We start from the raw sequence: 14,169 nt of genomic DNA, 5'->3' as shown, positions 1-14,169 counted from the left end.
GAGGTTTATGGAGCGCTTACGTTCTTGTCTGCGAACACTCGGACCCAGTCGGAGTCGCTTATGTGCCAGTCACCGCCCCATTTCTCGCGTTACCAACCCGTGTCGCCCTGTAGTCGAAACCATCCTCCTGTCACATTTCCTCCGAAACATGAGCAGCGGCAGCGGTGAGATTCGCAGCGGCGTTGACCGATTGCCTATATTTCACCCTCTGCGTTCACCTTGCCTTGGGCAGTTACTGTTCCAGATATGTCGACATTCCCTCCGGCAGTGACCATATCCGACGAAACCGAAGGCATTCGTGTTGCTGAAACCAGCGGGAAGGTAGTGGGTGTTGCGCAGCATCTGCGGCGTGGTCGTCACAGGCGTGGTCGGTCCTGCCGAGGCACAGACGGTTGCGAAGTTGTCCTTCAAATACTTGGCTGCATCAGCGACCTGCTGCTGTAGCTGAGCCGCGATCTGGTAGCTCTGTGAGTCCATCTGGTTGGCCATCAGCGTTACACCAATGGCCGACATGACGGCAACGATGATCAGGCCGAACAACGGCTCCGCCATGATGACGCCGTTCCTGATTCAATAGCGCGATTTCTCTGTCTCCGATCCTGAACGTCCATCGATACGCCTTGCCGGTGGTTGGAGAGTGCAAGTTCACATCAAAAATAAAGATTGAATACTCACAAAAAATGTTATTTAAATAACACATGTAATAGCCGCTGAGGCTTCCATCGGTGCTGGTGAGGTCACAATAACAATGAGCAAGATTGCAGTCATCGGCAGCAACATGGTCGACCTGATCACTTACATCGAACGCATGCCCGCCCAGGGCGAAACGCTCGAAGCACCGCGTTTTGCTATGGGGTGCGGCGGCAAGGGCGCCAATCAGGCCGCCGCAGCGGCGCTGCTGGGTGCCGACGTGCTGATGCTCAGCAAGGTCGGCGACGATGCGTTCGCCGATACCACCCTGGCCAATTTTCAACGGCTGGGCATTGATACACGCTTCGTCGAACGGGTGCCGGGCGTGTCGAGCGGCGTGGCGCCGATCTTCGTTCAGGAGAACTCCCACAACAGCATCCTCATCGTCAAAGGCGCCAATGCCCACCTGAGCCCGGCCGATATCGACCGTGCCGAGGCGCAGTTGCGCGATTGCGCATTGATCGTGCTGCAACTGGAAATCGAGCTGGCGACCGTTTACCACGCCATCGACTTCGCTCGCCGGCATGCCATCGCGGTGCTGCTTAATCCTGCCCCGGCTTTGGCCGGCCTGAGCCGCGAGCACCTGGCACAGCTGGATTTCCTGATCCCCAACGAGAGCGAGCTGGCACTGATCAGTGGCCAGCCGGTGACGTGCGCCGAGGAAGCGGCTCAGGCTGCACGCCAGTTGGTCGCGCTGGGCGTACGCCACGTCATCGTCACCCTGGGCGAACAAGGGGCGCTGTACGTCGGCGCCGAAGGCGAGTGGCAGGTACCTGGGGTCAGGGTTCAGGCGCGTGACACCACCGGTGCCGGTGACGCGTTCATTGGCTGTTTCGCCCGGCACTGGAGCCAGGACGGCAATATCCGCCAAGCCATGCACCAGGCGGTGGCCTACTCCGCCTGCTCAGTCACCGGCCTCGGCACTCAATCTTCTTACCCCGATGCGCCAACGTTTGCGCGCTTCCTCGATGCATCGGCCAGTTGACACTCACCAGCATCTCGCGGAGAACAATAATGAATAAGCCTGCGCTGCAACAAACCCCTGACGGGTTCTATCTGAACCGCACGCCTTGGTTCGCGTTCCTTCTGCTCTGCAGCATCTTCGCCCTTTGGGCGGCGGCCGCGAGCATGAACGACGTGCTGATCGCACACTTCAAGAAGGCCTTCCTGCTCAGCGACTTCCAGACCGCTTTCGTCCAGTCGGCGTTCTACCTGGGCTACTTTTTCGTCGCCATTCCGGCGGCACTTGTGGTGCGTCGCTTCAGCTACAAGACCACCATCCTCATCGGCCTGATGCTGTACCTGTTCGGCTGCGCCCTGTTCTTTCCGGCGGCGTCGACCGCCAAATACGGCATGTTCCTGATGGCGCTGTTCGTCATCGCCGCGGGCCTTTCGTTCCTCGAGACCGCGTGCAACACCTATTCGACACTGATGGGGCCGCGGGAAACCGGCACGCGGCGTCTGAACATCTCGCAGACCTTCCACCCATTCGGCGCCATGACCGGGGTGTACGTCGGCAGCTTCGTGATGTTCAAAGACACCGATGCCACGCGCGAACAGTTGACCCACATGAGCGCCAGCGATGCGGCGGCGCAGCAATTGCAAATGATCCAGTCGACCCTGCTGCCGTACAAATGGATGATCGCGGTACTCATATTGATGTTCATTCTGATCGCGATCACCCGCTTCCCGGCGTGCAAGGGCAACGGCGCCGTCAGCGAACCGCGGACCAGCATCGGCCAGAGCCTCGGCCGCCTGCGGCGCAATCCGCGCTTCTGCTTCGGTGTACTGGCGCAGTTCCTCTACGTGGGCGCGCAGGTCGGGGTGTGGAGCTTCACTATTCGTCTGGCCATGCAAATGGGCGGCATGAACGAGCGCAGTGCCTCGTGGTTTCTGCTGACCACCTTTGCCGCCTATTTTATCGGCAAGATGGTCGCCAACCTGCTAATGCGCAAAATGCACCCGGCTAAAGTCCTGGCGGTGTATGGCGTGCTGTGCATCGTGCTGCTGGCTTACACCATCCTGGTGCCTAACATCACCGCGGTGTATGCCGCCGTGGGTGTGAGTGTGTTTCTCGGACCTTGCTGGCCGACCATTTATGGTCTGACCATCGATGGGCTAGGCGAGGACACCGGTGTCGGCGGCTCGTTGCTGGTGATGAGCATCGTCGGCGGTGGCGTGATGCCGATCTTCCAAGGCCTGCTCAGCGATGCCAATGGCGGCAACATGCAGATTGCCTATAGCGTACCGCTGCTGTGTTTCGTGGTGATCGTGATGTACGCAGTACGCTGCATGCGTCAGCCGCAATTGGTGCCGGGTGGCTCGGCAATGGCGGTTTCGAAATGAGTAACGAACCGTTGCGTCTGCCGCTCTACCCACAGCTTTGGGACCAGACCAGTCGGCTGCTGCTTGAGTCGGCGAATTTCAACGTGCGTGCCTGGACTTACCCCAGCGGGGTCAAGGCGCTGTCACTGGAAAACAGTCGCGGCAAGCTGGTGATTCTGCCCTGGCAGGGGCAAATGATCTGGTCGGCCGAATTCGACGGCGTTGATTTGACCATGCTCAATATGTTCGCCCAGCCGCGGCCCAGTGCCAGTGTGATCGGCACCTATGGTTGTTTCATGTTTCACAGCGGCCTGCTGCGCAACGGTTGCCCGGGGCCCGAGGATGATCATGCGCTGCACGGCGAAATGCCCTGCGCGCCGATGGACGATTCCTGGCTGCAAGTAGGCGAAGACGAGCACGGCGCTTATCTACGCCTCGGCGGCACCTGCGAATACGTGCAGGGCTTCGGTGACCATTACCGGGCCAGCCCGAGCGTGACCCTGCGCCCGGCCAGCGGGCTGTTCGAGATCGGCATGCAGGTGGTCAATCTGGCTGGCAAGGCGATGGACCTGATGTACATGGCGCACATGAACTACGCCTACGTCGACGGCGCTCGGCTCACCCAACCCTTGGGCTGCGAGAACACACGGGTGCGCACCAGCGTGCCGGCCCATGTGCGACCGACGCCGGCCTGGAGCACCTATATCGCTGAACTTGGCCAGGAGCCAACTCGCCTTGAGGTACTCGACTCGCCGACGCTGTATGACCCGGAAATCGTCTGCTTCTTCGACAACGTGCGCAGCGACGCTCAAGGGCAGGCGCACTTCTTCCTTGATCATCCCGACGGCGCGGCGTTCTACACTCGCTACAGCCCCCGGCAATTTGAACATGCTGCGCGCTGGATCTTGCATAACACCGATCAGCAGGTGGCGGCCTTCGTCCTGCCAGCCACCTGCGAACCGGAGGGCTACCGCGCCGAACTCGCCAAAGGCAATGTGCGCAGCCTCGCGCCCGGTGCCAGCGCCGAGTTCAGCCTGACCACCGGTTATCTGAATGCCCTCGAACGCCGGACGCTGCAACCGTGATGCTTCTAAAGCACAAGCTGGGTGCCGCTAGCCTCGATGGTCTCGCGGTAGCTACGCGGGATTTTCTTGTCGCTAATCACGCAATGGAAATCGCTCAAGGCACCGAAGTGCGCGGTGCGTACGGCGTCGAACTTCGAGTGATCGGCCAGCAGCAGGCTTTGCCGGGCCTGACGCATGACTTTCTGCTTGACCTCCACCTCGTGGAAATTGAAGCAAGTGACACCGTAGTCCAGGCTGACCCCGGCCGCCGAGACAAAGGCCCAGGTCATGCGCACGCCATCGAGGATGCTGGTTTCGGCATGGCTCTCGAACACCTGGTTCTTGCGGTGGAATATGCCGCCGCACAGGACGATGCTGCAGTTGGGTTTCTGCTGCAGCTTGAGCAGCACGTTGAGCGAGTTGCACACCGCGGTGAACTCCAGCTCGTCGGGAATGAAGTCGACCACGAAGGGGACCGTCGTGCCACAGTCGAAAAACACTGTGTCGCCGGGCCGTATGAAAGTGGCGGCCAGCTTGCCGATGCGGCGCTTCTCTTCGACATGGCGGGTGCCCTGCTCGCTGACCCGGTAATCCCCCGGTTCGGGATCATCGTGGGCACGCGTGATGTAGCCGCCCAGCAGCCGTAACTGCTCGGGGTGCCGACTGAGGTCGCGGCGCAAGGTCATTTCGGACACATCGAGCAGCGCCGCCATCTCCCGCAGATGGATGGCTTTCTGATCTTGCAGGGCCTGTTGAATCTGTTTGATGCGGTCGGTTTTCTTGACGTCCATGGGCATCTCGGCAATCCGTTGGTGGTGTCGCTAGAATAACACCAAGTGTTAATTTTATAACTTATGGGTACCCACCCAAGTGTCTTACTGATGACAGGAATCCCTTGATGAATTCGCTAGAACCCGCTGCACTGGCCCAGACCATCGACCACACCTTGTTGGCGGCGGATGCCAGCCGAGAGCAGATTGCCACACTTTGCGTGGAAGCCCGAGAGCACGGCTTCTACTCGGTGTGCGTGAACTCCAGCCAGGTGCCTTTCGCCGCTCGACAACTGGCCGGGTCTGCCGTGAAGGTCTGTGCAGTGGTGGGCTTTCCGCTGGGGGCCGGGCTGAGTGCCAGCAAGGCGTCGGAAGCAGCCCTGACGATCGCCGCCGGAGCTCAGGAAATCGACATGGTATTGAATATCGGCTGGCTCAAGGACGGCCTGTTCGATGAGGTCCGCGACGATATAGCCGCGGTGTTGCAGGCCTGTGGCAAGGTGCCGCTCAAGGTGATCCTGGAAACCTGCCTGCTCGATGAGGCGCAGAAGGTACGTGCCTGCGAAATCTGCCGCGACCTGGGCGTGGCATTCGTCAAGACCTCCACCGGCTTCAGCCGCAGTGGCGCGACGCTCGAGGATGTGGCGCTGATGCGCCGTGTGGTAGGCCCTGACATCGGCGTCAAGGCGTCTGGCGGGGTGCGGGACGTGGCTACAGCCAGAGCGATGATCCAAGCCGGTGCCACACGCCTGGGCACCAGTTCCGGTATTGCGATCGTGACAGGGGCGGGTACGGGGAAAGGCTATTGAGTCTGCGGACTTTGACGTCAAAGCCCGCAGCACTTAACGCAGATCGATCACGCCAGTCATGGCCGTGAAATGGCTTTGCTTGTGCTGAACCCGGTCGAGAATCTGCGCAGGGGTCGACTCGCGGAATACCACCATGTGCCCGACTTCCTCGCCGCCTTCGGTCACGCGTTCGATATCGTTGATCATCCAGGTGGTCAGCTCGTCGGCAGTAATGCCCAATTCGGCCGCTACTCGCTGATGAAGGCGCTCGGCGTCGTATTGATTGAGTTGGTCGTTGTTCATGGGGTTAGCTCCTTCAAGGGGATGTTAAGTTCAGTCCCCGCGAGGGCCTCACAGTTCATTCGCGTTTGAACGGGCTGACCGGCTTAACCCGACATCCGGCAGTTGAGGCGACGCCGATCCATCGTCTTCATCCCACCGATCTTCAGGTTGATCATGCGGATTTTAGGCTGGCTGATGTCCTGTGGTAAAAACGTGGCTTGATATAGCCACCATAAAAAAACGCCTCCATTGATGGAGGCGTTCTTGAACATGCAGGCTCTGTACGATAAGTGACTGCGTGATGCTGTGTTAAAAGCAGGCGCGGAACGCTCATTTACAACCCGTAAACTCCGCTTCTTTACCTGACTTTCGTTCGCAGACTTTTCGCACAGCGCCTAGGCCGAAGGCATCAAGCCAGATCGAAACGATCCAGGTTCATGACCTTGGTCCAGACCGCCACGAAGTCGTTGACGAACTTCTCTTGTGCATCCGCACTGCCGTACACCTCGGAAATCGCACGCAGTTGAGCATGTGAACCGAACACCAGATCGACACGGGTGCCGGTCCATTTGACTGCGCCGGTCTTGCGATCACGGGCCTCGAAGGTGTCGTTGGCACCCGACGTTGCTTTCCACTCGACGCCCATGTCCAACAGGTTCTTGAAGAAGTCGTTGGTCAGGGTGCCCGGCTGATCAGTGAACACGCCGTGCTTGCTCTGGTCTGCGTTGATGTTCAGGACCCGCAGGCCGCCCAACAGCACACTCATTTCCGGTGCGGTCAGGGTCAGCAGTTGCGCCTTGTCGACCAGCAACGACTCGGCCGAAACCTTGTAATGCCCCTTCTGGTAATTGCGGAAGCCGTCAGCAATCGGCTCAAGGAAGCTGAACGACTCAACGTCGGTTTGATCTTGAGAGGCGTCTGCGCGGCCCGGTGTGAATGGAACCGTGACGTGCTGGCCTGCATTTTTTGCAGCCTGTTCAACACCAGCGTTACCCGCCAGTACGATCAGGTCAGCAATAGAAACCTTCTTTCCATTGGACTGGGCTGCGTTGAATTGCGACTGAATACCCTCAAGGGTGTTCAGGATGCCGGCCAGTTGCTCTGGCTGGTTGACGGCCCAATCTTTCTGAGGAGCCAGGCGCAGGCGTCCGCCGTTGGCACCGCCGCGCTTGTCCGAGCCCCGGAAGGTGGAGGCTGCTGCCCATGCTGTCGAAACCAACTGCGAGACCGAAAGGCCCGAAGCGAGAATCTTGGCCTTGAGCGCGGCAACGTCCTGATCGTCCACCAGCGCGTGATCAACATGCGGGATCGGGTCTTGCCACAACAGCTCTTCAGTCGGCATTTCCGGACCGAGGTAGCGGGCAAGCGGGCCCATGTCACGGTGAGTCAGCTTGAACCAGGCACGGGCAAATGCGTCAGCCAACTGATCGGGGTTGGCCAGGAAACGTCGGGAGATCTGCTCGTAAGCCGGATCGAAACGCAGCGCCAGGTCGGAGGTCAGCATGCTGGGGGCATGACGCTTGCTCGGGTCGTGGGCGTCCGGAATCTTGCCGGCGCCTGCACCGTTCTTCGGCGTCCACTGATGCGCGCCTGCGGGGCTCTTGGTCAGCTCCCATTCGAAGCCAAAAAGGTTTTCGAGGTACTCGTTGCTCCACTTTGTGGGCGTCGAAGTCCAGGTCACTTCCAGGCCGCTGGTAATGGTGTCGCCACCCTTGCCGCTGCCGAATTTGTTTCTCCAGCCAAGGCCTTGTTCTTCGAGGCCTGCTGCTTCCGGCTCCGGACCCACGTTGTCGGCAGGGCCTGCACCGTGGGTTTTGCCGAAGGCGTGACCGCCAGCGATCAGCGCCACGGTCTCTTCGTCGTTCATTGCCATGCGACCGAAGGTTTCACGAATATCCTTGGCCGAAGCCACCGGATCGGGAACACCTTCGGGCCCTTCCGGGTTCACGTAGATCAAACCCATTTGCACGGCGGCGAGTGGGTTTTCCAGATTCCGCTCGCCCTTATCGGTGCGGCTTTCTTCGTTCGTGTGATTCTCCGGCTCGGCCACCAGTGTGCCGTCGCCCGGTTGCTGCATTTTCTTCTGCGCGCCGTAGCGTTCCTCGCCACCCAGCCAGGTGGTCTCGGAGCCCCAGTACACGTCTTCTTCCGGCTCCCAGACGTCCGGGCGGCCACCGGAGAAACCGAATGTCTTGAACCCCATCGACTCCAGCGCGACGTTGCCGGTAAGCACGATCAGGTCGGCCCAGGAGATCTTGCGGCCATATTTTTGCTTGATCGGCCAGATGAGGCGACGTGCCTTGTCCAGGCTGACGTTGTCGGGCCAACTGTTGAGCGGCGCAAACCGCTGCTGACCGGCACCTGCGCCGCCACGACCGTCACCTGTACGATAAGTCCCGGCACTGTGCCAGGCCATGCGAATGAACAGCGGGCCATAATGGCCGAAGTCTGCTGGCCACCAGTCCTGAGACTGGGTCATGGCATCGCGCAGGTCCTGTTTGACCGCGTCGAAATCAAGGCTCTTGAATTCCTTGGCATAGTCGAAATTTTCGCCCATCGGGTCGGAGAGCGCGGAATGCTGATGCAAAATCTTCAGATTCAGCTGCTTGGGCCACCAATCACGGTTAGTGGTACCGCCGCCAGCAGCGTGGTTGAAGGGGCACTTCGATTCAGTTGACATGCTTGATACACCTTTTTTCATTGCATGCGGCCATCCAGTCCACTCGGGGGACTTCAGACGGTAGTGACGAAACTCAATTAGTTCTGGATTCAGGCTGACCATTAGGTCAACGGCCAAGCCGGCTTGCAGATACCTTGCCTTGCGGTGAACAGATGGCTGCGAGGCGAACTCACAACGTGCCCGGCAAGCTTGAGCTCATTTTTATCTCATCAATCAGGGTAAAACCGCACGGCTTTCGCCGACGCCTCACCAGATTAGCCTTCTTCGTAAAGATTTCTAATAGAAAGAACATTAAGGTTCGATAGGCAGACTGTGGGTGCATTGGCTTTTGGGCACAGAGTCCGGTTCTGTAAGGCCATGCGCAGGACTGCATGGCGTCAACCCACTCGCAGTACGTTCCCATGAGCATCACGTTGGCCTGGCTGTTTTTTAGGTCTGTAAACGATGATCCCCGGTTTCTGTGACACGTACTCAAGGAAGGGCAGGTCGACGACCTTTCCCTTTTTTAACGATGCGTGCCTGAGGACTGGGCCTTTGTCCGTCATGATGAAAAAGCCGACGTGGGTTACGTCTAGTCCCGCAAGCGGCGTGTAGAGGCCGATGTAGTCGCCGGTCTGCAAACGACTGAGCACCTTCTTGCCGATGCGTTTGCTGGGGATATAGGTGATCGTACGTTTAACAATGGGTAAGCCTGGGAGGTAAGCGCCGCCATCGGCTTTTTTATTAAGGCTTTTCTCAACGGTTACTGCGTCGGGGCTTGTTTGAGCCGTGATGTCATCTGCCAGGCCGAGTGTGCCGTTGCCAGCCCAGTCACTGAAGAAATGCCTGCGACTCAAAAAGCCGATATCGCCATTCTTGTAACGGGTTTGAATTAATTGGTTTATGAAATCGTGTTTTGACGTGGATGCTCTCAGCGCCTCCACATATTCCAGGTACGTAAAACAATCCAGCCCTCTGAAATCAATGACCAGTCGTTCCGGCGTGCTGTTCGCCCCCTGCAGCATGTTTGCGCGATAAGGCGTTCCTAGAAAAACGGCTGAAACATCGTTGGTTCGCTGACCTGTAGCAAGAGTGTTGTCGTTGGCTTCTGCGCCCAGTGCTGTATCAATTTCCTTTGATGTGTAAGCGTCCAGATTGGCCTGGCCGGGGTGGGGCAGTTCTGCATGATCCATAGGCGCAGGGTTTAGCGCATGGGTTTGAGAAACGACACATCCCGTCAGTAGCGCAGTCGTTAATGCCAGCAGCGCTATTCTTCGTGTCTGGTTCACTATCACTTATATCCATGCCAGCATTGTTGAGGACTGAGCGAGTTTCGGCTCATTGCCCGATCGTATCAGAGAGGCAGTTATCGCTTCACATTGCAGGCTTTCCGGACAGGTGTGCAGTGAAAATTTGTTTAAGGTTCATCGGGGGTGTGATACGTATCGCCACGTCGGATTTCATCGAGCCAGCGTGGCGATTCAAGCCTGGCTCGGGCTTATAGTTCTCCGGTCAAAAACTGCGCTCGCCCCAGCCCGAAGCTCCAGTCTTCATCGCTGTTGATGACCATAGAAATCATCAAATCCTGTGGCGACACCCCACAATTCATCGCCAGCCCTTCAGCCGCGAGCTTATAGAACGTCTGCTTCATTTCAGCCGAGCGTGGCCTGCTGATCGCGGTAATGACGACAACATCGTTGGTCCGGGTCAATCCAAGCCCTGTGTCCTGAATGACCGTTCGTGACGGCTCATGCTCAGTCACAATCTGGTAGCGGTCCCTTGTCGGAACTTGAAAGGCTTCAACCATTGCGTTGTGAACGGTTTCCAGCAGTGTCGCCAATGCTTCGTCGGAGCGGCCTTTGATGAGATCGATTTTGAGCAGTGGCATATCGGCTACCTTTAAACAGCGGATGAGGTTGGGTGTTCATGCATTTCTCGAACGAGGGTCTGAACAAGCAGTGCGGCGGGCATCTCTCTGGCCATTGGGGCGCCTTGCCCGGCCCATTGAGCCGCGAAGTCATGGCAGCCCTTGGCAACAGCGGCTGCATGTAATGCTTTTGCCAGGTCGTAGGCGAGTGGGTATTCGGCCGGGCGAGGGATGTTTGCATCCAGCGCTTCCCCATAAAAGCGGTTGACGATCCCGCGGGCCGGACGCCCCGAAATGCAACGGGTAATGCGCGTCCTGTGGGCTTTGGCTGTTTTGAGAGCGTCTCGATGTTCCTGGCTGGCCGACGATTCCGGGCACAGGATAAAAGCCGTGCCTAGCTGGCTGCCACTGGCGCCGAGCGCCGTAGCGGCGTTTATACCAGCACCGTCCATGATTCCCCCGGCCGCAATCACCGGCAAGTCGACCGATGAGCTGATGATTCGCAACAGCGCGAACAACCCCAGTTCATGATCCTGCCCGGGCGCGTCGTCAAATACGCCACGGTGGCCGCCTGCTTCGTAGCCCTGAGCGACGATCGCCTGAATGCCTGCATGCTCCAATTGCCTGGCTTCGAGCAATGTGGTTGCACACCCCATCGTGAATATCCCGGCCAGTTTGAGTTCGGCGATCCACTCTTTCGAGGGTGCGCCGAAGTGAAAGCTGACCACCGCTGGCCGCTCCTCCACCAGCATTTCCAGCATCGCTCGATCATCAATGAAGCTTTGGTAAATCTCGCGCAGCGTCCGGGGTGGTTCGGCGTCAAACTCGGCGAACGTTTTGGCCATGTGCGTTAACCATGCCTGGTTTCTCGCTTCATCGAAAATGGCCGGTGTGTGGCAGAACAGGTTCACGTTGAATGGCTTGGCGGTCAGTGCCCTTGTCTGACGTATGAGGCTGCGCCCCTGATCGGGATTGCTGGCACCCAGGCCGATGGAGCCAAGCGCACCGGCATTGGATACAGCCGCAGCCAGCGCGGGCGTGGATACGCCTACCATTGGCGCCTGGATGATGGGATGTTCGATTCCCAGAAGATGCGATAAATCGGTGCAGGACATTTCGACTCCAGATGATCGGACGTTGTTATCTATGGAGCAACAGGCGTGCCACCTGAATAATCCTTATGAATCAACCGCAAGGTTGTTATCCGAGTCTTTTTGACGCGGTCTTAAAGACTGCTGGCGCCTAGCGATTTTGTCGTTTTGACTCAAGGTGATTACGCCGAATGGGGCCCCCTGTCATGTCGACGTCCAGTCATGCCCCGGACATCAATAGCCTTTGAATGAGCCGATGCAGCGGCCTGGTGTTGAAGTTCTGAGCACGAACTTAATACGTGGATGAAAAAACGTTAAGTCGCTGATCCGAGCCTGGCTAAGGCATTGTGCGCATGAGCAATGCCGGGTGTTTTTTATGATCAATCTTAAACAACAGTCATTGACCGAATTTCTACACAGACAAGGCTGCGACTTGGTAATGTCTCGACTCCTTGAGCGTACCTGAAATCTCAAATAAGTCTGGAGCCGCGCGTCATGACCCTACACGAATGGTTGGTTTTCACGCTGGTTGCAATGTTGATCACGCTGACGCCCGGTCCTGCTGTCATCATGGCGCTTTCCAACTCGCTGGCCTACGGACCAGGTCGGGCGATGATCGGTTCGTTGGGCAATGCGCTCGGATTGCTGGTGGTGTCTACCGCAACCATTGCCGGTCTTGGGGCGTTGCTGGCAGCCTCGGCGACGGCATTTATGGTGCTTAAAGTGGCCGGTGCGGCTTACCTTGTCTTTTTAGGCATCAAACAATGGCGTACTCGTGACACGGCTTATTACGGTATCGACAAGAAGGTCGTGCAAACAGCTTCGGTGGGCAAGTTGATCCTGCACGGCGTGTCCGTCGCAATCACCAATCCTAAAGCCATTCTGTTCTTCGCCGCATTTCTGCCTCAATTCATCCACGGTAATGACCCGGCCATGAGTCAACTTGCCCTGATGGTCGCCACCTTTGCGGCATGCGCGGTAACCTCTCACTTCCTGTACGCGATGTTTGCGCAGGTGATCAAAAAATACCTGAACTCACCAGCACGCATGCAAAAGATGAATCGCATCTTCGGCGCATCGTTCATGTTGCTTGGCGCCAGTCTGTTTACGCTCAAATCGAAAGCGGCGTAGGGATGCATGTGGAAAAAGACGCTGCGGTATCTCGACATGTCACGTCACCCGTCAGACCGGGCGTATTTAAGCGCGCTGTTCATTTTGCTTTTAGGGCTGCAAATCGGAGGCGTCGATGCCGCCGTTAATCCGTCAGGTGAGGAGGCGATGCCTGGCTTCTATGCATGGACCGGTCGCGTTCCGGCAGTGCCCGGAAAGATGCTTCGAGCCGAGCCATTGCCTGCACCAGAGAGCCTTGGCAATGCAGCCGTAAATAACCGGTTCCTGTACACCTCGACTGACGGCCTCGACAGCAAAAGGCAGGTCGTTGTCTCCGCCGCTTTATTCATACCCGCAGGAACCCCGCCACCGGATGGCTGGCCGCTGATGGCATGGGCGCACGGTACGGTGGGCAGCGCTGATGTTTGTGCTCCATCGTTTGCAGAGCGCAGTCCGCGTGACACCCGTTATTTGAATGAATGGCTCGCGCAAGGCTATGCGGTGGTCGCGACCGACTATCAAGGGCTCGGCATGCCCGGGCCCCATCCTTACGGGCTCAGCCGCCCCTTGGCGTTCAACATCCTCGACAGTATTCGAGCGGCTCAGGGTTCCGGTTTCCACCTTTCGAAACGGATCGTGGTATTCGGCCAATCGCAGGGTGGCCGAGCGGCTTTCGCTACGGCGGTTTATGCCGCAACGTATGCGCCAGAGCTGAACATTGTGGGTGTCGTGGCCACAGGCACGCCTTACGCCGGTGTGCATAAACGACCGGGCAGGGCGGGCGGATCAACACCTTCGACGCTTTCCTATAACCTGTTGAGGCTGAGGACCGGCGTGCTGCTCGATCCCTCCTTCGTACCCACCGATTATTTGAGTGAGCGCGCAATACCCGCATTCCAGCTCAGCCAGACTGCCTGTCTGCATGCCATTGAGCGCAGGGTCATTTCGGACAAACTCACCTTCGACAACAGCTTCAAACGTTCACCCGCGTCGATTCTCGACAAGATCAATCTCGCCTCCGCCTATCCGACGTTGAAGTCGGATATTGCAGTCTTTATCGGGACAGGCGGGCAGGACCACGATGTTTCCGTTGCCCAGCAAACTGCATTGGTGGCGGATGCCTGTAAAGCAGGCAGTCGGATCGAGTGGCATTTTTATCCCGAGCTGGATCATTCGGGAACAGTTAACGGGTCGCTGGTCGATTCGGTGAAGTTTGTTCGCAAGGCATTTTCAGGCGAGTACATGACGGGTAACTGCAAGACCGTCATACCGCGCGTTTAGACAATTGCTGTTGTAAAGGTGCCCGGCTACCGCGCCCCAAAATACGAGTTATTCTCATCGTGCGGGACCTTTCCAAAACTGCTGTTAAATCAGTTTTTTAAAGTTAGAATCTGCCCCGCCTTCACACGCAGGACCACTCCCTGCGCAAGAGCCGGAAGGTCTCATCACAATGAGGACCGTCGGCTTTTTTAATGCCTGTCTTTCGGGTGTAAACTTGCCTTTCGCGCTCAAGCGCCTTCAGG

13 protein-coding genes and 1 pseudogene are annotated in these 14,169 nt (G+C 57.9%); 6 read left to right on the top strand and 8 right to left on the bottom strand.

Going from position 1 to position 14,169, the window contains the following annotated elements; genetic code table 11:
• Positions 1–17: 17 nt before the first annotated feature.
• A pseudogene (gene pilV, locus ALP40_RS11870) lies at positions 18–552 on the bottom strand (shufflon system plasmid conjugative transfer pilus tip adhesin PilV); the annotation flags it as partial.
• Positions 553–748: 196 nt separating this feature from the next.
• Between pilV and rbsK the strand changes: the two are divergent.
• The 3 genes from rbsK to ALP40_RS11855 are packed head-to-tail and all read left to right on the top strand — an operon-like array spanning position 749 to position 4,100.
• Positions 749–1,675, top strand: a complete 927-nt coding sequence (gene rbsK / locus ALP40_RS11865; protein ID WP_122208454.1) for a ribokinase — start codon at positions 749–751, stop codon at positions 1,673–1,675.
• Between the two features lie 29 nt (positions 1,676–1,704).
• Positions 1,705–3,036 (top strand): L-fucose:H+ symporter permease, encoded by a 1,332-nt coding sequence (fucP, locus tag ALP40_RS11860; protein WP_122208453.1) that lies wholly within the window; start codon positions 1,705–1,707, stop codon positions 3,034–3,036.
• On the top strand, positions 3,033–4,100 hold the full coding sequence (locus ALP40_RS11855; protein WP_122208452.1) for an aldose 1-epimerase family protein: 1,068 nt from the start codon (positions 3,033–3,035) through the stop codon (positions 4,098–4,100). Before fucP ends, ALP40_RS11855 begins: the two co-directional genes overlap by 4 nt.
• Before the next feature lie 5 nt (positions 4,101–4,105).
• Here the strand turns inward: ALP40_RS11855 and deoR are convergent, their stop codons facing one another.
• The gene (deoR, locus tag ALP40_RS11850; RefSeq protein ID WP_181113497.1) at positions 4,106–4,876 is read right to left on the bottom strand and encodes a DNA-binding transcriptional repressor DeoR; all 771 of its coding nucleotides are present in this window, start codon (positions 4,874–4,876) and stop codon (positions 4,106–4,108) included.
• Between the two features lie 101 nt (positions 4,877–4,977).
• Between deoR and deoC the strand changes: the two genes are divergently transcribed.
• Positions 4,978–5,658, top strand: coding sequence for a deoxyribose-phosphate aldolase (gene deoC, locus ALP40_RS11845; protein ID WP_122208451.1), 681 nt, complete (start codon positions 4,978–4,980; stop codon positions 5,656–5,658).
• Between the two features lie 33 nt (positions 5,659–5,691).
• Here deoC and ALP40_RS11840 read toward each other — a convergent pair whose 3' ends face one another.
• From ALP40_RS11840 to ALP40_RS11820, 6 genes are all read right to left on the bottom strand, one after another.
• Positions 5,692–5,940, bottom strand: a complete 249-nt coding sequence (locus tag ALP40_RS11840) for a hypothetical protein (RefSeq protein ID WP_122208450.1) — start codon at positions 5,938–5,940, stop codon at positions 5,692–5,694.
• An 83-nt stretch (positions 5,941–6,023) separates the two neighbouring features.
• Positions 6,024–6,191: a hypothetical protein gene (locus tag ALP40_RS25550; protein WP_181113495.1), complete on the bottom strand. Its 168-nt coding sequence runs from the start codon at positions 6,189–6,191 to the stop codon at positions 6,024–6,026.
• Positions 6,192–6,328: 137 nt separating this feature from the next.
• Positions 6,329–8,599 (bottom strand): catalase/peroxidase HPI, encoded by a 2,271-nt coding sequence (gene katG / locus ALP40_RS11835; protein ID WP_122208449.1) that lies wholly within the window; start codon positions 8,597–8,599, stop codon positions 6,329–6,331.
• A 377-nt stretch (positions 8,600–8,976) separates the two neighbouring features.
• The gene (locus tag ALP40_RS11830; RefSeq protein ID WP_259640700.1) at positions 8,977–9,870 is read right to left on the bottom strand and encodes a DUF1460 domain-containing protein; all 894 of its coding nucleotides are present in this window, start codon (positions 9,868–9,870) and stop codon (positions 8,977–8,979) included.
• 206 nt (positions 9,871–10,076) lie between these two features.
• Positions 10,077–10,466 carry a tautomerase family protein gene (locus ALP40_RS11825; RefSeq protein ID WP_122208447.1) on the bottom strand — a complete coding sequence of 130 codons (390 nt, stop codon included), beginning with the start codon at positions 10,464–10,466 and terminating at the stop codon, positions 10,077–10,079.
• 11 nt (positions 10,467–10,477) lie between these two features.
• Positions 10,478–11,560 carry a nitronate monooxygenase family protein gene (locus ALP40_RS11820; RefSeq protein WP_122208446.1) on the bottom strand — a complete coding sequence of 361 codons (1,083 nt, stop codon included), beginning with the start codon at positions 11,558–11,560 and terminating at the stop codon, positions 10,478–10,480.
• A 471-nt stretch (positions 11,561–12,031) separates the two neighbouring features.
• Here ALP40_RS11820 and ALP40_RS11815 point away from each other — a divergent pair, with 471 nt between their 5' ends.
• Both ALP40_RS11815 and ALP40_RS11810 read left to right on the top strand, forming a co-directional pair.
• On the top strand, positions 12,032–12,667 hold the full coding sequence (locus tag ALP40_RS11815; protein ID WP_122208445.1) for a LysE family translocator: 636 nt from the start codon (positions 12,032–12,034) through the stop codon (positions 12,665–12,667).
• A 36-nt stretch (positions 12,668–12,703) separates the two neighbouring features.
• A complete protein-coding gene (locus ALP40_RS11810) occupies positions 12,704–13,927 on the top strand; it encodes a lipase family protein (protein WP_122208464.1) in 1,224 nt (407 codons plus the stop codon).
• The last annotated feature ends 242 nt before the right edge of the window (positions 13,928–14,169 follow it).

Source organism: Pseudomonas viridiflava, from assembly GCF_003702045.1.
Lineage (GTDB): Bacteria > Pseudomonadota > Gammaproteobacteria > Pseudomonadales > Pseudomonadaceae > Aquipseudomonas > Aquipseudomonas viridiflava_C.
This window is presented reverse-complemented; position numbering and strand designations above follow the sequence as displayed.